Source organism: Pseudoalteromonas luteoviolacea, assembly GCF_000814765.1.
Taxonomy (GTDB): domain Bacteria; phylum Pseudomonadota; class Gammaproteobacteria; order Enterobacterales; family Alteromonadaceae; genus Pseudoalteromonas; species Pseudoalteromonas luteoviolacea_H.
Genome location: NZ_JWIC01000003.1, coordinates 165,213 through 188,427 on the forward strand (window position 1 = coordinate 165,213; position 23,215 = coordinate 188,427).

25 protein-coding genes are annotated in these 23,215 nt (G+C 42.5%); 9 read left to right on the forward strand and 16 right to left on the reverse strand.

Features of this window, described 5'->3' with window-relative positions; translation table 11 throughout:
• Positions 1–196 precede the first annotated feature (196 nt).
• Positions 197–784, forward strand: a complete 588-nt coding sequence (locus JF50_RS02145; protein WP_039607859.1) for a hypothetical protein — start codon at positions 197–199, stop codon at positions 782–784.
• Between the two features lie 86 nt (positions 785–870).
• Here the strand turns inward: JF50_RS02145 and JF50_RS02150 are convergent, their stop codons facing one another.
• From JF50_RS02150 to JF50_RS02160, 3 genes are all read right to left on the reverse strand, one after another.
• Positions 871–1,464 carry an HAD-IB family hydrolase gene (locus JF50_RS02150; protein ID WP_039607860.1) on the reverse strand — a complete coding sequence of 198 codons (594 nt, stop codon included), beginning with the start codon at positions 1,462–1,464 and terminating at the stop codon, positions 871–873.
• A gap of 179 nt (positions 1,465–1,643) precedes the next feature.
• Positions 1,644–3,677: an EAL domain-containing protein gene (locus JF50_RS02155; protein WP_052262090.1), complete on the reverse strand. Its 2,034-nt coding sequence runs from the start codon at positions 3,675–3,677 to the stop codon at positions 1,644–1,646.
• A 147-nt stretch (positions 3,678–3,824) separates the two neighbouring features.
• Positions 3,825–4,721, reverse strand: coding sequence for a TIGR01777 family oxidoreductase (locus tag JF50_RS02160; protein ID WP_039607861.1), 897 nt, complete (start codon positions 4,719–4,721; stop codon positions 3,825–3,827).
• A 148-nt stretch (positions 4,722–4,869) separates the two neighbouring features.
• Here JF50_RS02160 and JF50_RS02165 point away from each other — a divergent pair, with 148 nt between their 5' ends.
• Positions 4,870–5,901 (forward strand): AI-2E family transporter, encoded by a 1,032-nt coding sequence (locus tag JF50_RS02165; RefSeq protein ID WP_039607862.1) that lies wholly within the window; start codon positions 4,870–4,872, stop codon positions 5,899–5,901.
• On the opposite strand, the gene JF50_RS02170 is transcribed toward JF50_RS02165, so the two are convergent.
• The 5 genes from JF50_RS02170 to JF50_RS02190 form a co-directional block, all read right to left on the reverse strand.
• Entirely contained in the window at positions 5,891–6,304 is a 414-nt protein-coding gene (locus JF50_RS02170) for a hypothetical protein (protein WP_039607863.1), read from the reverse strand. The two genes, JF50_RS02165 and JF50_RS02170, sit on opposite strands and share 11 nt — an antisense overlap.
• Positions 6,288–7,631 (reverse strand): ATP-binding protein, encoded by a 1,344-nt coding sequence (locus JF50_RS02175; protein ID WP_039607864.1) that lies wholly within the window; start codon positions 7,629–7,631, stop codon positions 6,288–6,290. Before JF50_RS02175 ends, JF50_RS02170 begins: the two co-directional genes overlap by 17 nt.
• Positions 7,625–8,299, reverse strand: a complete 675-nt coding sequence (locus JF50_RS02180) for a response regulator transcription factor (RefSeq protein ID WP_039607865.1) — start codon at positions 8,297–8,299, stop codon at positions 7,625–7,627. Before JF50_RS02180 ends, JF50_RS02175 begins: the two co-directional genes overlap by 7 nt.
• A gap of 2 nt (positions 8,300–8,301) precedes the next feature.
• The gene (locus tag JF50_RS26875) at positions 8,302–8,550 is read right to left on the reverse strand and encodes a PepSY domain-containing protein (protein WP_039607866.1); all 249 of its coding nucleotides are present in this window, start codon (positions 8,548–8,550) and stop codon (positions 8,302–8,304) included.
• Between the two features lie 78 nt (positions 8,551–8,628).
• Entirely contained in the window at positions 8,629–8,928 is a 300-nt protein-coding gene (locus JF50_RS02190) for a YciI family protein (RefSeq protein ID WP_039607867.1), read from the reverse strand.
• 176 nt (positions 8,929–9,104) lie between these two features.
• Here JF50_RS02190 and JF50_RS02195 point away from each other — a divergent pair, with 176 nt between their 5' ends.
• A complete protein-coding gene (locus JF50_RS02195) occupies positions 9,105–10,529 on the forward strand; it encodes a sodium-dependent transporter (protein WP_039607868.1) in 1,425 nt (474 codons plus the stop codon).
• A gap of 32 nt (positions 10,530–10,561) precedes the next feature.
• On the opposite strand, the gene JF50_RS02200 is transcribed toward JF50_RS02195, so the two are convergent.
• Positions 10,562–11,206: a CPBP family intramembrane glutamic endopeptidase gene (locus JF50_RS02200; protein WP_039607869.1), complete on the reverse strand. Its 645-nt coding sequence runs from the start codon at positions 11,204–11,206 to the stop codon at positions 10,562–10,564.
• Between the two features lie 136 nt (positions 11,207–11,342).
• Positions 11,343–11,954, reverse strand: coding sequence for an inner membrane-spanning protein YciB (locus JF50_RS02205; protein ID WP_039607870.1), 612 nt, complete (start codon positions 11,952–11,954; stop codon positions 11,343–11,345).
• A gap of 122 nt (positions 11,955–12,076) precedes the next feature.
• Here JF50_RS02205 and JF50_RS02210 point away from each other — a divergent pair, with 122 nt between their 5' ends.
• Complete coding sequence (locus JF50_RS02210; protein WP_039607871.1) at positions 12,077–12,352, forward strand: HU family DNA-binding protein; 276 nt, start codon at positions 12,077–12,079, stop codon at positions 12,350–12,352.
• 6 nt (positions 12,353–12,358) lie between these two features.
• Here JF50_RS02210 and trpA read toward each other — a convergent pair whose 3' ends face one another.
• From trpA to JF50_RS02240, 6 genes are read right to left on the reverse strand one after another with little or no spacing between them, the layout of a single operon-like run.
• Positions 12,359–13,165 carry a tryptophan synthase subunit alpha gene (gene trpA, locus JF50_RS02215; protein ID WP_039607872.1) on the reverse strand — a complete coding sequence of 269 codons (807 nt, stop codon included), beginning with the start codon at positions 13,163–13,165 and terminating at the stop codon, positions 12,359–12,361.
• Positions 13,162–14,343, reverse strand: coding sequence for a tryptophan synthase subunit beta (gene trpB / locus JF50_RS02220; protein ID WP_039607873.1), 1,182 nt, complete (start codon positions 14,341–14,343; stop codon positions 13,162–13,164). Before trpB ends, trpA begins: the two co-directional genes overlap by 4 nt.
• A 10-nt stretch (positions 14,344–14,353) precedes the next feature.
• Complete coding sequence (gene trpCF / locus JF50_RS02225; protein ID WP_039607874.1) at positions 14,354–15,718, reverse strand: bifunctional indole-3-glycerol-phosphate synthase TrpC/phosphoribosylanthranilate isomerase TrpF; 1,365 nt, start codon at positions 15,716–15,718, stop codon at positions 14,354–14,356.
• Entirely contained in the window at positions 15,711–16,715 is a 1,005-nt protein-coding gene (gene trpD / locus JF50_RS02230; protein WP_039607875.1) for an anthranilate phosphoribosyltransferase, read from the reverse strand. The genes trpCF and trpD overlap by 8 nt, the downstream gene beginning before the upstream one ends.
• 8 nt (positions 16,716–16,723) lie before the next feature.
• Entirely contained in the window at positions 16,724–17,308 is a 585-nt protein-coding gene (locus JF50_RS02235; RefSeq protein ID WP_039607876.1) for an aminodeoxychorismate/anthranilate synthase component II, read from the reverse strand.
• Positions 17,298–18,878 (reverse strand): anthranilate synthase component 1, encoded by a 1,581-nt coding sequence (locus tag JF50_RS02240; protein ID WP_039607877.1) that lies wholly within the window; start codon positions 18,876–18,878, stop codon positions 17,298–17,300. Before JF50_RS02240 ends, JF50_RS02235 begins: the two co-directional genes overlap by 11 nt.
• A gap of 506 nt (positions 18,879–19,384) precedes the next feature.
• On the opposite strand from JF50_RS02240, the gene rnm reads away from it, so the two are divergent.
• From rnm to rluB, 5 genes are read left to right on the forward strand one after another with little or no spacing between them, the layout of a single operon-like run.
• Complete coding sequence (gene rnm, locus JF50_RS02245; RefSeq protein ID WP_039607878.1) at positions 19,385–20,233, forward strand: RNase RNM; 849 nt, start codon at positions 19,385–19,387, stop codon at positions 20,231–20,233.
• 1 nt (position 20,234) lies between these two features.
• Positions 20,235–20,855 (forward strand): L-threonylcarbamoyladenylate synthase, encoded by a 621-nt coding sequence (locus tag JF50_RS02250; protein WP_039607879.1) that lies wholly within the window; start codon positions 20,235–20,237, stop codon positions 20,853–20,855.
• A gap of 3 nt (positions 20,856–20,858) precedes the next feature.
• Entirely contained in the window at positions 20,859–21,659 is an 801-nt protein-coding gene (locus tag JF50_RS02255) for a segregation and condensation protein A (RefSeq protein WP_039607880.1), read from the forward strand.
• Between the two features lie 55 nt (positions 21,660–21,714).
• Entirely contained in the window at positions 21,715–22,302 is a 588-nt protein-coding gene (scpB, locus tag JF50_RS02260) for an SMC-Scp complex subunit ScpB (RefSeq protein ID WP_039607881.1), read from the forward strand.
• Positions 22,299–23,159: a 23S rRNA pseudouridine(2605) synthase RluB gene (rluB, locus tag JF50_RS02265; protein WP_039607882.1), complete on the forward strand. Its 861-nt coding sequence runs from the start codon at positions 22,299–22,301 to the stop codon at positions 23,157–23,159. The genes scpB and rluB overlap by 4 nt, the downstream gene beginning before the upstream one ends.
• The last annotated feature ends 56 nt before the right edge of the window (positions 23,160–23,215 follow it).

The window sequence follows — 23,215 nt, forward strand, 5'->3', positions numbered from 1 at the left end:
CTGCGTCTGTATCAAACTGTCGCTGACTGTATGAGGGTGTATGTTTAGTTTTTTGTTGTTTTGTCAGGGGAAGCAGGTGGCGAATCATACGGGGGTTTTTGTACACATATCTGGGTGCTGTTATTAAGTGTAATAGTTATTCTTTCGCGAGAGGCTAGTCTTCAATTTACTGAACAATATGAAATTAGGGAAAGTCATGTATTTAAAATCTGTTTTATTTTTAGTGATTGGGTTTTGGTTTTGTGAGTTAGATGCGTATGAGCTAAAGCACAGTCAAGAAGCGGAGGTATCTAGCAAAGTTGATACACAAGCATTTAAGTTTTATACCATGCTAGGTAAAGGTAATAATTGGCATATCGCTCACTATGCGAATAGACGCTTGGCTGTGCACATACTCAGTGCTTTAAATGCCCGAGAAGACCGCAGTTTGTATGGATTTCAGGCCAAAGACATAGATGGAATGCCACTTTCCTCAACGCAAAGATATACTGTGTTTATGAATGGCAATGGTAACGGTTGGTACGAATGTGCTAGAGGCTTTGTTGTCACAGGCATGTATTTTTATGATCAGGGCGATAGAAGTGTTGAACGTTTTGAGTGTACTAAGGTATTGGGTAAAACCACTTATCCATTGTTTGACTTCCAAAATGCAGACATAAATGGTCCTGTTGTTTGCGGAAAAGTGCATGGTAAAGATACCTATACGACAGGTTTCTACTATCAAGATACCGGAGATGACCGTATTCGGTTTATGCTGTGTGGCTATTTTTTTGATGAAAATTAAATAGGATTGAGTGTATCGCATTAAAACAACCCTATATTGTTTGTGGTGGTTTTTTCTACTTGAATTGGACTATGCCTGTAAACGATTTAATTGATTTGCTTACCCTGATAAAAGCGGGTGTCGGCAATACTTAACATGGCATTGTCCTCTTTGGTATCACCATACGCATAGATATGTTCATAATCTGACAGGTTGATTTGCTTTTTGAGCAGGTCAACTTTTCTCGCTTCACTACAATCTCCATGAGTGTAGTTACCGGTATACTTCCCATCGACACATTCAAGCTCACTGCATATCAAGTGAATGCTATGTTGTTTACACCACAACGACAAATAAGGATTAAGTGATGCAGAGACGACAAACACTTCATGCCCCTCAGATTGGTGCCATTGTATTTTTTCAAGCATATTCTGTCTTATTAACGGTGGCAAAACCTGCTCGACATAAGAGTATGCTTTGTCCATCACATCGCTTTCAGAGCGACGCCAAAATGCAACTTTAGAAAGAATTGGACGGGTTCTACTTGCAGGTAACATACCCAGTTTATATAAAAGGATGATTGGGAGCACAATACAGTAACCCAAATACAGTCGAGTCTTGGGTGTAGCAAAGAATAAAAATTGGGTATAACAGTCTTGTGTTGTGATGGTGCCATCAAAATCGAATAAAGCGAGTACCATATTTCTCCTAAAAGTGGCCAAAGCTGTAAAATGGAATGTGTGTCAGCATAGCGCAATTCATTTTTACGATCACTGTGCAAGGCTTGATGTGTACCAGTAAGGCTCTATAAAGCGCCCTATGTGCTAGGCTATAAACTGTCGCAGTCAGTACTGCGCGTTGGTGCGCTCTAAGTACATTCTTAGCTGTTATGGGAGGAGAAATTTGTTAGATAAGATCTAATTTCTTGCTTGGGTAAAGCTTTTTGGTAATACCATCCCTGCACGGTTTCAATTTGCAGACCGCGTACAAATTCTAGTTGATGTTGAGACTCGACCCCTTCGGCGACTAAATGTTTATCCATTTTATGAAGTAACTCAACCACATAGGTGTAAAAGTCTGCACCTGATTCCTCTTTGGCATTGTCTAATAATGATTTGTCTAACTTAACAATGTCGATAGGCAGATCTGCTAGCATCGATAAGCTGGAGTACCCAGTGCCAAAATCGTCAATGACGGTTTCTATTTTTGAGGAACGTAGTTTAAGGATATTTTTGATGACTTTGTTCTTATCGCTTAAGTAACCGGACTCGACAACTTCTATTTTGAGCTGATTTGGAAACTGATGGAATGTTTCGCATAGGTAATTAATGAGCACATGGTTGGTCATCACTTTAGGGTTTACATTGATACTAATGATCGGGAAAAAGTCTTTTTTTCTAAAATATGCAAGGTCGCGTTGGGCTTGCTCTATAACCCACTTGTCAATGATATCTGTTTGGTCATGCTTGATTAATGTATCAAGAAAGTAAGGGCCAACTAGATTGCCATTTGGCTTTTGCAGTCTTAAGAGTGCTTCAAACCCATTGACGGTTGCTGAGATCTGACAAATTTGTGGTTGGTAGTATAACTTGAGCTTGCCTTCACTTATATCATTAAGCACTTGATTAAGCTCTTTACTGGCATAGTCAATATCTCGCTGGTGGGCGATAAAAACAGATTCCCCGGTACTTCTTAACTGCTCAGAAATTTTTAATTTATCGGTCAGTTTGTTAATCGCCTTTTCAAAGTTAACTTGGCGGTTGTGCCAGTAGAGGAAAGGGTAATAGATGACAGCACTGATGAGAATTAAAGCGCCTTGCAAAATGGCACCAGATAGGCCGCCTGATACTTTATAGCCGCTGATCAGCGCAGGAGTCATCCAGCTGAGCTCAATATTTGAGACTTCAACCCAGCCATGACTTAATACAAAGTAGGCCAATATAAAATTAATGCTCGGAACTAAGATAAATGGGACGAGCATGATTGGGTTTAAGAATATAGGTAGGGCGAACACAATGATCTCGCAAAAGTTAAATACGGTGAAAGGAATAGAAAGCTTGGCGATGTTGCGTTCATGGCCGCTACGCTGAAGACATAACGCTGCTAAAATTAGACCCGCGAAACAGCCTGTCCCACTGATAAGCACAAAGGTGTCGTAAAATGTTTTTGCTGTGATCCCTGGTATGATTGGCTCAGATAAAAACTGAGGGCTAAGTAACATATCAAATGTATTGTCGCCATGGATTCCCAGAAACCATAAACCATGTGTAATGATCATCCTTTGATAGGTTAACCAAGCAACAGAGGTGTTGGTGGTATCTGGGGTGATCCACAAGGCAATGATGTCACCGATGGCAAAGAGGAGCGGCATAAACAGGTAGAAACTGAAGAAGACCAAAGAGAAGGGGAGAATTGTGCGTAGCTTTTCACTCAAGAAGTGACTGACGCGATATAAATAGCTATCAAAGCTTGGCTGAAGCCGCATACATAGGACTAACAACAAACTGCTGATACTGGGGATAATAATGGCAAACGGCGTTGCACCTGTGGGATTAAGCTCAAAGCTAGTTTGCACGAAAATGATATATTGTCCATGCAGTGAAAAGCTGAGTAAGGCAAGCATAGCGCCAATGATCCCGCTCTGCCCATAATTTTTACAAATAAAGAAGCCGATTGAAGTGGCAACGATGAGCGGAAATAGACTTAAAATTAGTGCCGCACCATTAAATAATACCGCATATAATCCATTATTTTTATTAATTAAATTGAAGAACAGTGCGCTGTTAATGATAAGCAGTGCAAGCGCGCTACTGACAAAATAAGGCAAAAGAGCAATAAATGCTTCGCGCAGCGAAAGTAAGTACTTGCTGTGTAATATGGTTTGAATGGATTTATTGAATCGAGAGTAAGGCAATCATACGGCTCTTTATAGATGGTATGTTTAAGTATAATCATACTCTAGAAATCTGCATATTCATGTGAGTGAATGTAAACGATTACTTTATAAAAGGAGATAAAAAGGGCGCTCAGATTGTTGGCCCTTTCTGTGGGTACTTATGAATTAGTGCATTATTTGTTTCAATGCCTCTTCTAATGATTGATAGCGGAATCTGTAGTTAGCATCGAGTGCTTTTTTGGGGATTACTTTTTGGCCATAAATTAGAATATCTGACATTTCTCCAAATGCCCATTTTAAGAAGCTTTCAGGTAGCCAGAAAAAAGCAGGGCGGTTTAGGACAGTGGCAAGACAGTCTGAGAATTCTTTATTTGAAACAGGTTGAGGCGCGGTCGCATTGAATGCCCCATGAAGCTCAGTATGGCGAATAAGGAACAAAATAAGCTGGATCATGTCATCGATATGTATCCAAGACATCATTTGCTTCCCTGAACCCATCGGTCCACCCATGCCCCAAGAAAATGCAGGCAACATTTTTTTGAGAGCTCCGCCGCGACGAGACAACACGACACCGGTACGCAGCAAGCAGACTCTTGTTTGCTCACTTTGACTCTTTAATGCTGCTTGTTCCCAGTCACGACACAGCTGGTGGCTAAATTCGTCATAAGGTTTGTCGAATGTTTCATCGACTGCGATATCTGCGTTTTGTCTGCCATAAAATCCAATGGCGCTGCCGGAGATGAATGTATGGGGTGGCGTCTCAGCTGCATTTACATAGTCAGTGATTTGTTGCGTAATACCCACTCGACTTTCGATGATCGCTTGTTTTTGTTTGTCGCTCCATCTTTTGTCAGCTATGGGTTCTCCTGCAAGGTTAATGATGATGTCAATGTCATTAAAGTCCACTTCTGAAAGACAAGTGACAAAGCGTGAGTTTTGTCCTATCAGCTGTCTTGCCTTTAACTCATTCCTAGTCAACACGACCAAGTTGTATTTGTTGATTAAAAACTTACAAAGTTCCTGCCCAATTAGTCCGGTTCCACCCGTGATCAATATATTCATTCCACGCTCAATTATGATTTGGTTTATGTATGTTTTTTAATTAGCCCTAGTGCTTTGAATTTAAATTCAATTACAATAGTAGCAGATACATATAAAAGTTAAGTGTTAACTTTACCTTCAACGTTGCGACCTCGCATAAGGATCAACAGTGTCATCATTGACCGGCATAAACAAGAGCTTAGTTGTATTGGCATCATTATTCATTGTATTGGCAGGTGTAAAACTTGCAAATGACATTTTAGTGCCGTTTATTTTAGCTGCATTTATTGCGATTATTTGTAATCCCTTACTTAAGTTTTTCGCCAGTTATCGTATTCCAAAAGGGGCTGCAATTGTCATTATTATCGCGTTAGTAGGGCTATTAGGGATGAGTTTAGCTGGCTTGGTAGGGCAGTCTCTAAATGACTTTTCCCAGCAGTTACCAAGTTATAGAGAAGCGCTTCAAGGCAAATTTATTTGGCTGGTTGATACCGCAGCAAATTATAATATATTGATTGATAAGCAGCAGCTTATTGCCTTGTTTGATCCAGGTAAAATGATTGATGTCGCTACCAATATGCTTGCGGGCTTTGGTGGTGTAATGGCAAATATCTTCTTAATTTTACTCACGGTAGTTTTTATGTTGTTTGAAGCACCTATGCTCAGTAAAAAAGTACATATTGCACTAGATGATCCACAGATGAAAATGCAGCAGATTGACCGTTTTTTAAATTCAATCAATAGTTATTTGGCGATTAAAACATTGGTGTCGTTAGCCACAGGCGTTTTAGCGAGTTTTTTATTATGGCTGCTTGATGTTGATTACTTTGTACTGTGGGGCGTATTGGCTTTTTTACTTAATTATATCCCAAATATCGGCTCTATTATCGCGGCTGTGCCACCTGTTTTGTTAGCTTTAGTCACACATGGCCCAGTTGTCAGTGGTTTGGTCGCCGCGGGTTATTTATCTATCAACACCATCATGGGTAATATTATTGAGCCAAAGTATATGGGTAAAGGTGTTGGACTGTCGACGTTAGTGGTTTTTGTATCATTAATATTTTGGGGTTGGCTATTGGGCACCGTAGGCATGTTGTTATCGGTACCATTGACGATGGTGGTCAAAATCGGCCTAGAGAATAGTGAAGATGGCCGCTGGTTGGCGACCATGCTAGGTAGCTATGAAGAGTCTAAAAGTTAGTTTGTAATTCTTTGATATGCAGCTGTAAAAAGGAAATTTTACAGCGCTTGAACACTTTGGCTGCTCGCGTCGAATTTGGCAACTCTTTCAAATACCTCCACTTACAGGCATCATCCATATATCGACTTTGATTGAGAATGCCGCGTTGTATTATGGGCATTAATTGTGTATTACCGGTATTTTTCTCAAGTTCTTCGGTGTCCATGATTAATTTCGTGATCCAAGTCTGACGATTACGTTCAAGCAGCTCAATGTTGCTATCTAAGCACATCAAATATTTTTTGGCTTTTTGAGGATGATCTGACTCTAGATGGCTACAGTCTTTGAGTGTCTCAGTGCGAGCCAGCGCCTCAAAACTGAATGTAATAACAAGAAATAGAACAAATTTAATGGTTTTGGTCATCGCTAAACTCTATTGTAAATTGGGCACCGCCAAGCTCACTATAGTCAATAATGATTTTGCCATGATAGGAAGCAACCAGATCAGAAACAATTGCCATCCCCACACCGTGTCCCGCTTCATAGGTGTCTAGCCTAGAGCCACGTTGTAAAAGTTCCTCTCGTTTGTTTTCAGGAATACCTGGGCCATCATCACTAATTATGAATACAATCCCTTTTTCGGTGTCCGTTTTAACAGTGATATCAACTTTATGCACACATGCTTTACATGCATTATCGATGATATTACCTAAAATTTCCATTAAATCAGTTTTATCACCAAGAAATGCAGCGCTCTGATCACAGTCAGCTGTGAAGTCTATTCCCTTATCCAGGTAGACTTTTCCCATGGCATTGAGGATAGAGTCTAAAACAGGTTTGACAGTGGTTTGCTTTTTCCAGGTATCAGAACCACCTGTCGCTGCCCGTTTGAGCTGGTGTTCAATCATTGCATTAATACGATCTAATTGCTCTTGTGCTTCCGAATCGGCTGCAAGTGGGCTAGATTTAAGCACTGCCAATGGTGTTTTCAAAGCATGTGCCAAGTCACTTAAAGAGGCACGGTAGCGCTCTTTTTGTCGCCTTTGTGAATCTAGCAATAAGTTAAGATCGGCTTTTATCGTGGTCAGCTCTACAGGATATAAACCTGATATCTTATCTCTCTCGCCTGCTTCGACCTCTGTTATCTCTTTGTCTAAGCGTTGCAGAGGGCGTGCATTCCATACAAATCCGATGGCCATCAATGCGGCAATAACAACGCCCATTATCAGCATCCAGTTGACCAAGGTATTTCTAAATTCTGACATCAGTGCTAGCAGCGCTGAGTTTTTCTTTAATAGGATGAATTTTGCCTGCTGAGATTGCTCTGCATTACCTAAAATAACGGTCAAGCTCAGCTGTCGATAGTCCTCTCCGTTATAACGGACTTTTTTGAATTCAGATGCGCCAGCTTGTGTCTGAGATACATCCGGTGTGACGGTGAGGTTGACCGCAGATTCTGAATACCAGACGAGGGTGTTTTCTTGATACACTAAAGCATAAGTATCTGAATTTAAGCGGTTTAGTTCTGGGGCGAGGATTGTCCTTGGCATTGATATACCATCAGATAAAAACTCAACCTCTGAGATTAATGAATAAAGATGCGCTTCAAGGGTTTTTTCAGTGGCATCGACTAAGGTGGCATAATAAGCGCGACCGATAGAGAAAAACAAAGCAGGTAGCGCAACGATTAAAACAAAGACAAGGATGAAACCTTGCCTTATTTTTAGAGAGATCTGTGCGCTACTTACCACTGAGTTTTGAACCTATAACCTCTACCGCGTAAGGTTTCCACTGGGTTTAATGAACCATCGGGATCGAGCTTTTTACGTAATCGCAAAACAAATACTTCAATGACATTGGAGTCTAAATCAAAGTCTTGATCATAGATATGCTCTGTTAGCTCAGATTTAGAAATCACTTTATGAGGGTTGACCATTAAGTATTCGAGCACTTTATATTCATAAGCGGTCAATGACAGCTCTCTTTCATTCACGAACACTTGCTGAGAGCGGGTATGTAATGTGATAGGGCCAATACTAATCTCAGGGTTAGCTTGTCCTGCACTTCTTCTGATCAGCGCATTACAACGTGCGATTAACTCTTCAACATGGAAAGGTTTAGTGAGATAGTCATCGGCACCCGCATCTAAGCCTTCTACTTTTTCTTGCCAGCGATCACGGGCTGTGAGTATCAAAATTGGGATCTTGATATCTTGCGCACGGGCACGTTTAATTAATTCTACACCATCTAGCTTAGGAAGGCCTAAGTCGACAACCGCTAAATCAAGCGGGTACTCTGTCAAATGAAAAAGGCCGTTTTCACCATCATGACACAGGTCAACGCTGTACTTTTCTTTTTCTAGCACATTTCTTAGGTTTTCAGCCAGTTGTACGTCATCTTCAATTACTAAAATTCGCATTGTCAGTCCTTCTTCACTTCACCCGTTATTTTGTGGACTTTTACATCAACTATCCTGCCGTCGCTTTGTAAAATACGCACAACAAAGTAATCACCTTCAAGGGAGATTTTGAGTGTTTTCCCTGGTTGTTTGGTGGTTGCTAATTGTACGGCTTCTTTTTTACTTATGGTGTTTTGCCCAGTCGCATGTGCCTGATTTATAGTCAGGACAGAAACAAGCGCTAAAATAGCAAAACAGAAAGGCAACTGCATTCTAAGCTCCACGTTTGGGTTGCTTAACATCTTGTAAAGCAGGTTAAGCTCACTTGTCTTAACCCGTGCTGAACTTTGTTAAGGTAGTACTCTTTTATATGGTTTGACTACGCTATTTGCGTATACGCCAGCTTCGATATAAGGGTCGGCAGCAACCCATGTTTCGGCGTCTTGTAAAGAAGCAAACTCGGCAATGACCAATGACCCGGTAAATCCAGCATCTCCTGGGTTTTCATCATCAATCGCGGGCAGAGGACCTGCTGCAAACAGCCTACCTTCCTCTTTTAACGCGTTTAGGCGCGCTAAATGAGCTGGTCTTGCTTTCATACGTTTTTCTAGAGAGTTTTCCACATCCGTTGAGTAAATCATGTAAAGCATAATAATCAGAAATAATGCGTAATTAATTTTGTGTTTCGTATCATAGACCGGATTGTCCCTAAATGTAAATGAAATGACGTTATCTGAGGAGAATCCCTATTTATACTTGAAATCCTCAGGGCATGGCTGTTACAGTCCTTCGACTATCATGAAAAAATAATAATAAGGTTGTTTTAATGAGTGCAAATCGCGAGCAATTTAGCTCTCGACTGGGTTTCATTTTGGCAGCGGCAGGGTCCGCTGTGGGGATCGGAAATCTAGTTGGATTCCCAGTTTCTGCTGCAAAAAATGGCGGCGGTGCATTTTTAATTGTTTATGCGCTGTTTGTTATATTTATTTGTCTACCCGTTATGATTGCTGAAATGGCCCTTGGCCGCAAAGCACAAAAAGATCCGTATGGTGCTTATCACTCTTTAACTGGGGGTGATAAAAAGTGGTCGTTTGCGGGGGCATTAGCCGTATTAACCCCGTTTATGATTGCGGTCTTTTACATGGTTATCACTGTGTGGATTTTTGGTTATCTGGTACAAACTTTCATGGGGAACCTGGACCAGCTGGCAAACCCGAATAACTTTGGCGTATTCATTAACGAGTATAGTGTTTTCGGCTACATGGCTGGCGTCGCTATCTTAGTGAATCTTATTTTAGTCGGTGGCGTAAAAGAAGGGATTGAAAAGGCCGCAAAGCTGATGATGCCTGCTTTATTTGTCCTGTTAATCGGCTTAGTGGCTTATGTATTGACGCTCGATAATGCCATGGCGGGTGTACGTTATTACATTGTCCCTGACTTTTCGAAAATGGATGCCAGTGTCCTCAATGGTGCATTGTCACAAGCGTTTTTCTCATTGTCTCTTGGCATGGGTATTTTGATCACCTACGCATCTTACATCTCAAAGAAAGAGGACATTGTAGGTAGTTCTAAAATGGTGGCAGTCACAGATTCTTTGGTGGCATTCATCGCAGGTTTGATGGTACTTCCAGCTATTTTCAGTTTTAACCCTGACGTTAAACTTGACGAATTATCAGACTCGTCTGTATCTATGATTTTTGTTTATTTACCGCAGTTATTCTTAACGATGCAGGCAGATATTGGGTATACCGGTGCATCGATTGTTGCAGGCATCTTCTTCTTATTGGTGTTTTTTGCTGCGATTACCTCATTGGTGTCGATTGTTGAAGTTCCGACAGCGAGCTTAATGGAAGCTAAAGGTTACAGTCGTAAGAAGTCATTGACAGTGTTGGCTGTTTCGACAGGTGTGTTAACCGTGATGTGTACAATGTCATTTGGTATGGTCGAGTGGTTAACGAAGTTTACTCAGTACGGTGGCGTAGATAAGAGCTTCTTTGATATTGTTTCCGATGTATTCTACGACACAATTTTACCATTTAATGGCTTACTACTTTGTTTGTTCGTGACATACCGCTGGAGAAAAGCAAATCTTTCAGATGAACTGTCACAGGGCTGTGAAAGTTACAAAGGCAGCTTTATGGAGAAGTATGTCAATTTCTCACTGTCGACTTTTATTCCAGTCATCTTACTGGTCATATTTGTAAACACAGTGGCCACTAAGTACTTCGCCGTCAGTTTATTTGGTTTTTAACATTTAAAAACGTGGGGCCTTTGCCCCACGTTTTATGTAAACGTGACGCCAGCATCTAAATATTTTCCAGCTCCAATTGTAAATATCCAAAGCCCCCATAAACTATGCTCTAAAACGCATACAGCTAACGACCGACTGTGTGCATAGGTATATGAAAACAGCAGCCCGCCTAAAAACGACAGAATGATGGCCATCCAGTTATCATAAACGCAGTGAGCCAATGCAAACACACTGGCACTGAGAATGACTCTCACAGTTTTACTGGGTAATATGTGCTTGTAGCGATGAAAAAAGTAGCTTCTAAAAATGAGCTCTTGCGGCAAAACAGACAAAACAGGGTAGGCGATTAATAGCACTAACCAGTCTAATGTTGAATTGATGGGTAATGAAAACCAGCTTTCTTGGCTGATTAACCCATACAGCATGCCAGAGAAGAGCGCTCCGATAAAAAACATTGAAAACAGTCGTTTTTTAATGGCGGAAAATTGCCCGAGGCTAGTGAGCCTGAACCGTTTAAAGTGCGGATCGGTGAGCAGCAGGTAGGTACATACCACCATTAAGGTTATCAGCGCAGGGAAGAGCCAGTTGGCAAGCTCTGCGCGAAAGAAATAAGCGATACAAGGAAGAAAAATAAAAACAGAGAATAATTCAAACCATCGATATTGATGTGCGTTCAAAGGGCCACCTTAATGAAAATATGCCTTGCTTAAAATATAGCAAGGGGTGTCATTTTGGCTGGATCTTTTCCCGAGTTATTTTCACTTTCATATAGCGTGTAACTGTATAGACATAGGGTGAATTACAGCGTTTTCCTTATTCATCTTCTGGAAGATATTTAGATACCTTGGCGATGGTTAACATGACGGCGATAAAGGTGATTGCCATTAAGCCAAAGACCTTAAAGTTGACCCAAAAGTCGAGCGAGAAAGTATAAGCTACGATTAAATTTAATATTGCAATGATGAAAAAGAGCACTGACCAAGCGACGTTAAGCTGCACAAAGAGAGAGTCAGGGATCGGGAGGTCTTCGGCTTTTTGCTGGTTGGAATGTTTTTTGTCGTCTTTATCAGTTTGATGCATTTGCTTCATTGCGCTGTTAAGGATACCAAGCAAGGCTTTTTTTGTGAGGTTGTTACCCAAAACATGGTGTGACACCAGTAGTGTGATACCTAGCGCAGCGTATATGATAGTGGCTTTCCACATAATGAATTGTTCGTCTTGGAATAGTATGGTTAGTCCGCCGAGTAATAAAGCGATGGCAAAGAAGATCCAATGCCTTTGTGAGATTGCGCCGTCTTTAAAATATTGCCATGCCATTTGTATTAAAGATGCGACAATTAAAACCCCCGTAGCCCAAAATATATCCATAAATTTATAGACGAGAAAAAATAGGATTAGGGGTAAATACTCAACAATAAATGCCATTTAAAACCTCGCGCTACCATACCTCTATTGCGTTGTATCAAGTTATGACTATAAGTTCAAGATTGACTTTTAGCTGCTAAACTTCTAGCCTCCGCACACCTTAAAAATAATTTGAGAACTCAATGAATAAGAGTGAATTAGTTTCAGCGATGTCTGAGCGCAACGAACTGACTAAAAAGGATTCAAAAGCCGCGTTAGACAGCATTTTAAACGCCATTACAAAACGATTGTCAGAAGGCGATCCTGTTGCTTTATCTGGTTTTGGCTCGTTGACGCTAAGTTATCATCCAGCAAAGCCGGGAAGAAACCCAAAAACTGGGGAAGAAATTATCATAGAAGGTCAAAATAAAGTGCTATTTAAACCAGCTAAGGCATTTAAAGATGCCCTAGCTGATTAAGTAAGCTTACTTCGCTGTTGCAGCCTTCATGGTTGCAACAAACTCACGTAAACGCTCGCACATCAGTGCCGGCTCATTCAAATTATCTTCAATAATTTTCACGACCGCTGATCCTGAGATTGCACCCGCTGCCCCTGATTTAATGGCTGCTTGTACGTGCTCCGGTGCAGAGATCCCAAAGCCTAATAGTGTAGGCGCTGCATTATATTCATGCAGTTTATTGATCATGGTATCTGCTGGCATTTCTGCTTTAGTTTCTGTGCCAGTCACACCTGAACGTGATAGCAGGTAAGTATATCCGCGGCCATAGCTTGCACATTGACGAAGCGTATCATCGCTGGCGTTTGGTGTTGCGATGAAGATTGGTTCAATTTCAGCTTGCTGCGCAGCTTGTCTGAACATTTTTGATTCATGCAGAGGCACGTCAGCCACTAAGATAGAATCAACCCCAGCATCTTTTGCCTGCTGATAAAAGTTTTCCAAACCTTGTGCAAAGATTAAGTTGGAATACAGCAGTAAACCAATTGGAATGTCTGCATTGTACTCTCTGATCTGACGAATGATATCAAAGCAATCTTGTGTGTTAATTTTACTTTCAAGTGCGCGGATATTTGCCGCTTGGATAACTGGGCCATCTGCAATTGGATCTGAGAATGGGATCCCAAGTTCAAGTGCATCAGCGCCGCCATCGATCAAACTTTTTACGATATCAATACTGATTTCTTTAGTTGGATCGCCGAGTGTTACAAATGGCACAAATGCACCTTCTCGGGCGTCGTTTAGGCGTGTAAATAAGTTGCTGTAACGGCTCATAGTGCACCTCGCTCATTCAATACATTGTGTACATGGGCAAGATCTTTGTCACCACGGCCACTTAGGTTTACGACAATCACGGTTTCTTCAGTTTGCTGCTCTGCGTACTTTAATGCATACGCAATTGCATGGCTTGATTCAAGGGCAGGGATAATTCCTTCATGTTTTGCTAGCGCTTGGAAAGCATCAAGTGCCTCTGTATCTGTGATCCCTACATATTGTGCACGGCCTGTTTTGTGTAAGTAGGCGTGCTGAGGACCCACAGCTGGGTAGTCCAGGCCGGCAGACACTGAGTAGGACTCTTCAATTTGTCCATCACTGTCTTGCATAATATAAGTATACGCGCCGTGTAAGATACCTGTACTGCCTTTACACAGGGCTGCACCGTGCTCGTCTGTATCTAGGCCTTTACCAGCAGGCTCGATGCCTACAAGCTTAACGTCTTTTTCATCAATAAAATCTGCAAACATACCGATTGCATTGGAGCCACCGCCAACACACGCCATTACGACATCAGGTAAGCGACCTTCGGCTTCAATGACTTGTTGTTTTGCTTCCTCGCCGATCATACGTTGGAAATCACGTACGATTGTTGGGAATGGGTGAGGGCCAGCAGCCGTGCCTAATAAGTAGTGTGCTGTTTTGTAGTTTGCAGACCAATCACGCATAGCTTCATTTACCGCGTCTTTTAACGTGCCAGAGCCTGCTGTGACAGGGATGACTTCAGCACCCATTAAGCGCATTCTGAACACATTAGGCTGCTGACGTTCAACATCTTTTGCACCCATATAAACTCGACATTTTAAGCCCAGTAGTGCACAGGCTAGCGCGGTTGCGACGCCATGTTGTCCCGCACCTGTTTCAGCGATGACTTCTTTTTTACCCATGCGTTTAGTAAGTAGTGCTTGACCTAATACTTGGTTGGTTTTATGTGCACCGCCGTGCAGTAAGTCTTCGCGCTTTAAGTACAGTTTAACTTTTGGGTTTTTAACTAGGTTGCGAGAAAGCGTCAACGGTGTTGGACGGCCCGCGTATTCGTTTAGTAGTGCATAGAACTCAGATTTGAAGCTTTCATCCTGCTGTGCTTTTTCAAATTCCTGTTCAAGCTGTTTTAGTGCTGGTACGAGTAACTCTGGGACATACATGCCGCCAAAATCACCAAAATATCCTGTATTCATTCTATCCACCTCAGTATTTTCGAATATTGTTAAAAGCGTCGCGTAATTTTGCAGGACACTTTTTACCGGGGCTCGTCTCCACCCCTGAATTAAGATCAAAGCCTGCTGCACCTAAATAGGAAGCGTCTTTAACATTGTCTGCATTAAGACCGCCTGCAAGCATAAATGGTTTTTTTGCACTTTTAAGTAGTTGCCAGTTGAAAACTTTTCCAGTTCCGCCAAAAGCCGATGCCGTTTTTGTGTCATATAGGTGTTTGTCTACTTCATCAAAAGGCACAGGAAATTCGTCAACAATGCCCTGAGCCTTCCAAATTTGGCAATTGACTGGCAATTGCTTACGTAGTGCACTGATGAACTCTTGCGTTTCATGACCATGTAGTTGCACCACACTCAACCTAAGACTTTGCGCATATTCCACAACCTGCTCAAGCGGCGCATCAACAAACACGCCAACATATTTGAGTGGGGCACTATCCACTACGGCGCGCGCGCAGTCATAGTCGACAAAGCGTGGAGACTTTGGATAAAAAATCAAACCACCGTACACTGCGCCAGCTTGATATGCCGCAAGGGCATCATCAACTCGGGTTAAACCACAGACTTTATTTTCACCCAAAATCAGTTTGCGACAGGCACCTTCCAGATCGGTTTCAGCCATTAAAGAGCTACCGACTAAGAAGCCATTGCAGTGTGTTGTGAGTCGCTTAACATCATTATGTGTGTAAATACCTGATTCAGAGATAACGGTCTTGTCACTTGGGATAAGCTTTCTCAGCTGCTCAGTAGTTGCCAAGTCAGTACTTAGATCTCTCAAATTACGGTTATTTATACCGATAAGCTGCGCATCCAGATTCAGTGCTCTGTGCACTTCTTCTTCGTTGCTCACTTCTGTGAGTACAGCCATGTTCAGAGAGTGGGCAAGTGCGGCCAGTTTTTCATACGTTTCATCATCTAATACAGACAGCATTAATAAGATGGCATCGCCGCCTTTCAGGCGAGCGAGATATACTTGGTATTCGTCGATGAAGAAGTCTTTGCAGATAAGTGGCTGCTCAACTTTACTGCGGACATAACTTAAGTAATCGAAACTACCTTGGAAGTATTTTTCATCAGTCAACACACTGATACAGGTTGCATATTTGGCATAAACTGACGTAATTTCATCTAAGTCAAAGTTCTCTCTGATCAACCCCTTTGAAGGAGATGCTTTTTTACACTCTAAAATGAACTGAATGCCAGATTTTGCCATTTCGCCATAAAAGTCACGTTCACTTGGTTTAACCAATGATTGAAACTCACTTAATGGCAGTGTCTTTTTACGCTCAATGAGCTCCACTTTTTTGTCTTCTACGATCTTTTCTAAGACGTTAGCCATGACTGACCTCCGCAATTGTTTGCAGTGTTTGAACACAATGACCTGATGCTAATACGTCTAAAACTTGCTTCGTGCCTTCTTTAAGGTTGTTGGCTTTGCCAGACATTACCAATAACGCGCTGACATTGGCGGCAATCGCTGCATTGTGGGCTGCCTTTCCGTTGCCTGCTAAAATATCGCGTGTCGCTTGTGCGTTATATTCAGGAGTATCGCCGGCAATCTCTTCAAGTGAGTAGTTATCTAATCCGAAATCAGCGGGTGTTAGCGTGTATTCAGTGATTTCACCGTCTTTAAGCTCAGTGACTTGCGTTGTTCCGTGCAGTGCGATTTCATCACATCCAGCACCATGTACCACCATCGCCCGTTCTGTTCCGAGCATTTTAAGCGTTTCAGCCATTGGACGGCATAGGGCAGGATCATACACGCCAAGTAATTGAAGTTGTGGCTTTGCAGGATTTGCGAGCGGACCTAAAATGTTAAACAATGTACGTGTTTTGAGTTTGGTACGTACAGGCATCGCGTGCTTAACCCCACTGTGATAAAGCGGCGCAAATAAAAATGCAAAATTGGTTTTCTCTAGGCAGTTTGCCCCTTGCTCAGGGGTCATTTCTAGGTTAATACCCAGCGTACGTAGTAAATCAGCGGATCCTGATTTACTTGAAACACTGCGATTACCGTGTTTGACCATGGGGATACCGCAAGCAGCAGCAACAATGGCTGCGGTTGTGCTGACGTTGATGGTATTGGTACCGTCGCCACCTGTACCACAGCTATCTGCGCAATATAGACCGCGATTATCAAAAGCCACAGCGTGATCTCGCATTGCTTTAGCAGCGCCAGCTATTTCTGCGGCTGTCTCACCTTTTATTTTTAGTGCGATGAGGGCGGCGGTTAATTCAACTTCGGATAGCGCGCCTTGCATAACTTGCCCAAATAACTCTGTTGCTTGTTCAAAGCTAAGTGATTGCTGATCAATCAGCTGATTTAAACTGTCCATGTTGCCTCCTAACAGGTCAAGTAATCGATGCTTTGCTTAAGCAGCTTCGCACCATCTGGCGTTAAAATTGATTCAGGATGGAATTGGTAACCAATTACTTTGTCAGTTGAATGGTATACCGCCATCGGAATATCTTGGTATCGAGCAATAATCTTTAAAGACTCAGGTACACTTGTCGCCATCAGGGAGTGATATCTCGCGACAGGAAACTTCCTACCCAGACCTGCAAAAACAGGGTGTTCTTCGACATCAATTTGTGATGATTTCCCATGCACCGTTTCACCCGCATGGCCAATAGTACCGCCATAACTTTGTGTGAGTGCTTGTTGGCCAAGACAAATACCTAGCATTGGGAACTTACCTTTGCACAATTCAATCAGTTCAAGTAAACAGCCCGCTTCACTCGGTTTCCCTGGACCTGGTGATAGTACCAATACAACAGGCACGGTTTCATTACACATTTTGTCGTAGATGGTTCGTGCGTCGATATGATTACGATATACAACTAACTCGCTACCAAGTTGGGATAACTCATCAACAAGGTTATAACTGAATGAGTCGAAATTATCTAAAAAGTATACTTTAGGCGTCATGACCCACTCCTTGATAACTTGACTGAATCGCTTTGATCACTGCGCGCGCTTTGGCTTTGGTTTCATCGGCTTCGGCTTGTGGGTCTGAGTCATAAACAACCCCAGCACCAGCTTGCACATGGGCGATGTTATTTTTTACAAATGCAGATCGAATGACGATACACGTATCCATCGCACCATCACCAGTTAAATAGCCAACGGCACCACCATAACTACCGCGTCGTTGTTTCTCTGTATCGCGAACCAGTTGTGCTGCTTTTACTTTGGGCGCGCCGACTAGGGTTCCCATGTTCATGCAGGCTTGATAGGCGTGCAGTGCATCAAGGTCGGGTTTTAATTGGCCAACAACACGAGACACTAAGTGCATGACCTGTGAATAGCGGTCTACTTTGAGCAACTCTTTAGCATGGCGGGTACCTGGCACACTAATTCGAGCAACGTCATTTCGCGCCAAATCAACCAGCATTAAGTGCTCTGCACGCTCTTTTTTGTCGTCACGCAGTTCTAGTTCAATACGGCTGTCCAAGTCAGGGTTAATGGAGCCATCTGCAAATTTGCCGCGAGGGCGTGTGCCAGCAATTGGGTAAACTTCGACTTGATTACTGTCTTGGCAGTATTTCAAAGCCGACTCAGGAGAGGCTCCGAATAGCACAAACTTTTCATCTCGCATATAAAACATATATGGACTTGGGTTTTGCTTCTTCAAATGCTTATAAGCTGCGAGTGGTTTGGCACAAGGCAGTGAGAAGGTACGAGAGGGAACCACTTGAAAAATATCACCATCGACAATATTTTTCTTTAATTGGATCACCTGATCTTTGAATAACTCATCACTGATATCAACATTGACCTCATTTGAAGTGTTTTCAGGTGCTTCTTTATAGGTCTCGTATTCATCACATTGGCGATTGAGTTCTTCTAGTTGTTTGCCTACTTCAAAACAGTTCGCATGAACATCTGGGCCGTTAAACACATTGCCTATTAGCTCAGTGGTTTTAGCTTGATGGTCAATCATGACGATTGTTTCTGCCAGATAAAATACATAATCTGGGCAGTCATTCTTGCCATCAGGCACCGCTGGCAAGGTTTCAAAGTTGGCCACCATATCATAGGCAAATACTCCGCCTAAGAAGACAGAGAATGGCGTATCTGAGTTACGTTTAATCGAGTTGATACAAGTACGTAATGCGCTAAATGCGTTGTCTGCTTTTAGCTTACTGTACTCATCTAATGTTAAATCTTGAGCATTATATGTCAGAGTAAGTACTGCATACTCTTTTACAACAGTGCAGTTGCTTACTTGATCTGCCAAATAATTTAGCAATTGCTCACCATTATTTGATAATGCACGTACTTTCACTTCAAGTCCGTTGCACTCAATACGAAGCGCTGCGTCTGCCAAGATAATACTCTTTACATTGTCTTTAGAGTCTATTTCTGCGGACTCTAGCAACAGTGTATTGGGCTTGTTGAGGGCGGCATATAATGACAGAGGGCTTTCGATATAATCGCGCCGCTGCCTTATACTCGTCACCTCACCCGGTGTTGTAGTTATATGACTAAAAATCAAACCTCATTCCTCTTTAGTACAAAAAACCCCCCGAAGTATTTTCACTTGCGGGGGGTGTGTATTTAGTTACAACAATGCCTTCCCGCTATTTCAGGCACCACCACCAAGATTTTGTAGATGAATTGTTGCAAAAATTGTTAATCACTAAAAAAATTCCATAAAAAAACCCGCGTACTCAGCGCGGGTTTAAAAGTTGTTAGACACAACGAATCACACCCGCAGTTACGAGCGCCACCACCAAACGATTTTTGTTTTTTGTGTTAGATTCATTTGTAAAGTTTTCGTTATGTCAATTTAAGTACCTACAGTAAACCCTACTCGGGTGCAAACTGTCAAGCACTAAAATCAAAAAATAAACAATCGTCTGTTATCTACCAAAATAATACGATTTTTGACCTAGTAAACTAGCCTGTACAGTTACTTGCTTTTGGGTCTAATTAAATAAAAGCGCACTCGGCTTTATTGGCATGGTATACTGCGCTCGATTGGTTTTTAAGGGGAAAATTTTGATTAAATATGACTTACACAGTCATAGCACTTTTTCTGATGGGCGTTTAGCAGTACCTGAGCTTATTGAGCGGGCAACAGAAAAAGGCGTTGATGTACTGGCGTTGACTGACCACGATACGGTGGCAGGCGTACCTGTTGCACGTGACTATATTGCAGAGAAAAACTTAGCATTAAAATTGATTTCAGGCGTTGAGATTTCTACCAAGTGGGAAAGTTTTGAAATTCATATCGTTGGTTTAAATATTGACATCAATGATGCGAATCTGCAGGTATTATTGACACAGCAGCAGCAAAAACGCCGTGAACGCGCTAAAGAGATTGGAGCTCGGCTCGAAAAGCGCGGCTACGAAGGTATTTATGCGCAAGCCTTAGAGTTGGCACAAGGTGCAGAGATAACCCGTGCTCATTTTGCGAAGGCGCTGGTGGAGCGTGGTGTGGCAAAAAATATTCAGGGTGTATTTAAAAAGTTTTTAGCGCGCAATAAGACCGGCTATGTGCCCAGTGTTTGGTGCTCTATGCAAGAAGCCATAGAAGCCATACAAGGGGCGGGCGGCGTTGCGGTATTGGCTCACCCTGGGCGTTATCAGATGTCCAATAAATGGCTGCGAAAATTACTGGATGAATTCACCGGTGCGGGTGGTAAAGCGATGGAGGTGGCACAGCCGCAACAAGCGCCAAGTGAAAGACAGTTTCTTGGTCAGCTATCGCAAGAATATAATTTATTAGCCAGCCAAGGTTCTGATTTTCATTACCCTATGAGCTGGTTAGATTTAGGAAGAAATCTATACTTACCAAAAGATTGCCAAGGTGTATGGCAGTTTTGGGGAGCCACAGAGGAATGTTAGCATGAGTCAATTTTTTCATATTCACCCAGATAATCCGCAAGCCAGATTGATCCGTCAAGCGGTCGAAATCATCCAAAAAGGCGGAGTGGTTGTGTATCCAACTGACTCGGGGTATGCGATCGGGTGTAGTTTGGGAAACAAGCAGGCAAAAGAACGCATTGAGCGTATCCGTGGGATCGAAAAACATCACAACTTCACACTAATGTGTCGCGATCTATCTGAATTGTCGACTTATGCGCGTGTTGATAATCAAATGTTTCGTTTGATAAAAAATAATACGCCGGGACCGTATACCTTCATTTTAAAGGGCACCAAAGAGGTCCCTAAAAGATTGATAAACGACAAGAAAAAAACCATAGGTATTCGCGTCACTGAGCATCCAATAACCTGCGCGATTTTAGAAGAGCTTAACGAGCCTTTGATGTCTTGCTCACTTATTTTACCTGGCGAGCACTTTACTGAGTCTGACCCTGACGATATCCGCATGCAACTTGAAAAGCACGTTGATTTGATTGTGCATGGCGGCTACTTAATCGAGCAAGCAACGACAGTGGTTGATATGTCTGAAGACAATGTCGAAATTTTACGTCATGGATGTGGTGATACCACGCCATTTGAATAATTCATGACAGAAGTTTCTAGTAAAACATCCCCTCTGGCTTTTTTGAACGGGGAAGCCGTATTAGAAAAGCCAGAAGATCTTTATATTCCACCAGACGCCTTACAGGTGATCCTCGAAAGCTTTGAGGGTCCATTAGATTTGTTATTGTATCTTATAAAGCGTCATAAACTGGATATATTAGAGTTACCGATCCTTAGCATTACCCAGCAGTACGTGCAATATGTTGAGATGATGCAAGAGCTACAACTGGAATTGGCCGGTGAGTACTTGGTAATGGCAGCTTTATTGGCGCAAATTAAGTCCCGACTATTACTACCTACCCATGAAGAACTTGAGGAAGAGGAAGATCCGCGTGCGGAGCTTGTTCGGCGTTTGCAAGAGTACGAACAGTTTAAAGTTGCCGCTGAAAATCTCGACAACATTCCCCGTGAAGAGCGAGACATTTTTGTTGCTCGTGCATTGATTGAAGATACAGAGCACAATGAGACGTCATTACCCGATGTGGACTTAAAAGAGTTGCTGCTGGCGATGAGTGAAGTGATGGCCAGAGCTAAGCAATTCGAGCATCACCAAGTCAGCGCAGAGGCTTTGTCTACGCGTGAGCGGATGTCGATGATACTGCAATATTTAAGCGCGCAATCAGAGTCGGTAGAGTTTGCTCGGTTATTTAGTGTGCAAGAAGGCCGCAGCGGTGTGGTAGTCACATTCATTGCGATGCTAGAGTTGCTAAAAGAGCAGTTAATTTCGATCGTTCAAATCTCTTTAGACAGTGCAATTTATTTGTCATTAAAGCTACAAGAGTAGTCTCAGCTCTGTCATAATACCGCGCCTTCTACTAGCCTTATGAAGTAAATGAGACATGAAACGCCGAGTCAGTGATGAACAACTTGTCGAATTGGTTGAGGCCGCAATTTTTGTGGCAGATAAGCCTTTATCGAAAAAGCACATGAAAGAGACAGTGCTGCAAGATATTCATGTATCTGATCAACGAATAGGGCAGGCGATAGAGACAATTTTCGAACACTACCAAACACGCGGTGTACGACTTGTTGAAGTAGGAACAGGGTACCGCTTTCAAGCATGCCCAAGTTTGAGTCCGTGGCTCAATATGCTTTGGCAAGAAAAAGCACCTAAATATTCGCGGGCAACATTGGAAACGCTGGCATTGATTGCCTACCGTCAACCAATTACGCGTGGTGAAATTGAACAAGTTCGTGGTGTAACCGTCAGCTCTAATATTATGAAAAGTTTACTAGAGCGACAATGGATAAAGGTGGTTGGTCATAAAGAAGTGCCGGGTAAACCGGCACTATATGCGACGACCAAATTATTTTTAGATTACTTCTCGTTATCAGGGCTGGATGGGCTACCAAAACTGCCAGAGCTGCAAACCGAGAAGCTAGATCAGATGTTAAATGATCCTTCTGTGAGAGAACCATCAGAATGAGTGAAAAGCTACAAAAAGTATTAGCGCGTGCGGGCGTTGGCTCGCGTCGTGAAATGGAAAAGTACATTGATTCAAATCGTGTCAGTGTTGATGGTAAAGTTGCTAAGTTAGGCGACCGAGTCGAAGAAAATGCGGTGATCCGTGTTGATGGCCATGTGGTTAAGATTGAGCAAAAAGAAGAGCGCATTTGCCGAGTTTTAATGTACCACAAGCCTGAAGGTGAGCTGTGTACGCGTAAAGATCCTGAAGGCCGCCGTACAGTATTTGATAGATTACCGCGTTTAGAAGGCGATCGTTGGATTGCCATTGGCCGATTAGATATCAATACATCCGGTTTATTACTCTTTACCAACGATGGTGAGTTGGCTAACCGTCTAATGCACCCTAAATACGAAGTAGAGCGTGAATACTCTGTACGCGTATTTGGTGAGGTCACGAATCAAACCTTGAAAACACTTTCACAAGGTGTTGAATTAGAAGACGGTCCTGCTAAGTTTTTATCAATTAAACCGCGTGGTGGCGAAGGCATCAACAAGTGGTTTAATGTAACGCTAACAGAAGGTCGTAACCGCGAAGTGCGTCGTTTATGGCAGTCACAAGAGGTTGAAGTGTCACGCTTGATCCGTGTGCGTTACGGTAAGCTTGAGCTGAATAAACGTCTACCACAAGGCGGCTGGGAAGAATTGGCGCTAGAAGACGTGAACTACCTTAGAAAATCAGTGAGCCTGAGACCTGAGACACAGACTAAGTTATCTGTGATGCCTGAAAAGCGCAAAGATAAGCGCGCTAAAGTAAATCGTATTCGAAAAGCTGTACACAAACACAATCAACGTTTGAAGCAAACTAAGCGTCGATAATCGCGAGTGCAGTAAAAAAGGGCCGATTGGCCCTTTTTTAGTTTTAGCGCAAATAT

Excerpts from the sequence above, each read along its gene's own strand:
- JF50_RS02145 (WP_039607859.1), top strand. The coding sequence starts at position 197 with ATGTATTTAAAATCTGTTTTATTTTTAGTGATTGGGTTTTGGTTTTGT.
- JF50_RS02150 (WP_039607860.1), bottom strand. The coding sequence starts at position 1,464 with ATGGTACTCGCTTTATTCGATTTTGATGGCACCATCACAACACAAGAC.
- JF50_RS02160 (WP_039607861.1), bottom strand. The coding sequence starts at position 4,721 with ATGAATATATTGATCACGGGTGGAACCGGACTAATTGGGCAGGAACTT.
- JF50_RS02170 (WP_039607863.1), bottom strand. The coding sequence starts at position 6,304 with ATGACCAAAACCATTAAATTTGTTCTATTTCTTGTTATTACATTCAGT.
- JF50_RS02180 (WP_039607865.1), bottom strand. The coding sequence starts at position 8,299 with ATGCGAATTTTAGTAATTGAAGATGACGTACAACTGGCTGAAAACCTA.
- JF50_RS26875 (WP_039607866.1), bottom strand. The coding sequence starts at position 8,550 with ATGCAGTTGCCTTTCTGTTTTGCTATTTTAGCGCTTGTTTCTGTCCTG.
- JF50_RS02190 (WP_039607867.1), bottom strand. The coding sequence starts at position 8,928 with ATGCTTTACATGATTTACTCAACGGATGTGGAAAACTCTCTAGAAAAA.
- JF50_RS02195 (WP_039607868.1), top strand. The coding sequence starts at position 9,105 with ATGAGTGCAAATCGCGAGCAATTTAGCTCTCGACTGGGTTTCATTTTG.
- JF50_RS02205 (WP_039607870.1), bottom strand. The coding sequence starts at position 11,954 with ATGGCATTTATTGTTGAGTATTTACCCCTAATCCTATTTTTTCTCGTC.
- JF50_RS02210 (WP_039607871.1), top strand. The coding sequence starts at position 12,077 with ATGAATAAGAGTGAATTAGTTTCAGCGATGTCTGAGCGCAACGAACTG.
- trpA (WP_039607872.1), bottom strand. The coding sequence starts at position 13,165 with ATGAGCCGTTACAGCAACTTATTTACACGCCTAAACGACGCCCGAGAA.
- trpB (WP_039607873.1), bottom strand. The coding sequence starts at position 14,343 with ATGAATACAGGATATTTTGGTGATTTTGGCGGCATGTATGTCCCAGAG.
- trpCF (WP_039607874.1), bottom strand. The coding sequence starts at position 15,718 with ATGGCTAACGTCTTAGAAAAGATCGTAGAAGACAAAAAAGTGGAGCTC.
- trpD (WP_039607875.1), bottom strand. The coding sequence starts at position 16,715 with ATGGACAGTTTAAATCAGCTGATTGATCAGCAATCACTTAGCTTTGAA.
- JF50_RS02235 (WP_039607876.1), bottom strand. The coding sequence starts at position 17,308 with ATGACGCCTAAAGTATACTTTTTAGATAATTTCGACTCATTCAGTTAT.
- JF50_RS02250 (WP_039607879.1), top strand. The coding sequence starts at position 20,235 with ATGAGTCAATTTTTTCATATTCACCCAGATAATCCGCAAGCCAGATTG.
- JF50_RS02255 (WP_039607880.1), top strand. The coding sequence starts at position 20,859 with ATGACAGAAGTTTCTAGTAAAACATCCCCTCTGGCTTTTTTGAACGGG.
- scpB (WP_039607881.1), top strand. The coding sequence starts at position 21,715 with ATGAAACGCCGAGTCAGTGATGAACAACTTGTCGAATTGGTTGAGGCC.
- rluB (WP_039607882.1), top strand. The coding sequence starts at position 22,299 with ATGAGTGAAAAGCTACAAAAAGTATTAGCGCGTGCGGGCGTTGGCTCG.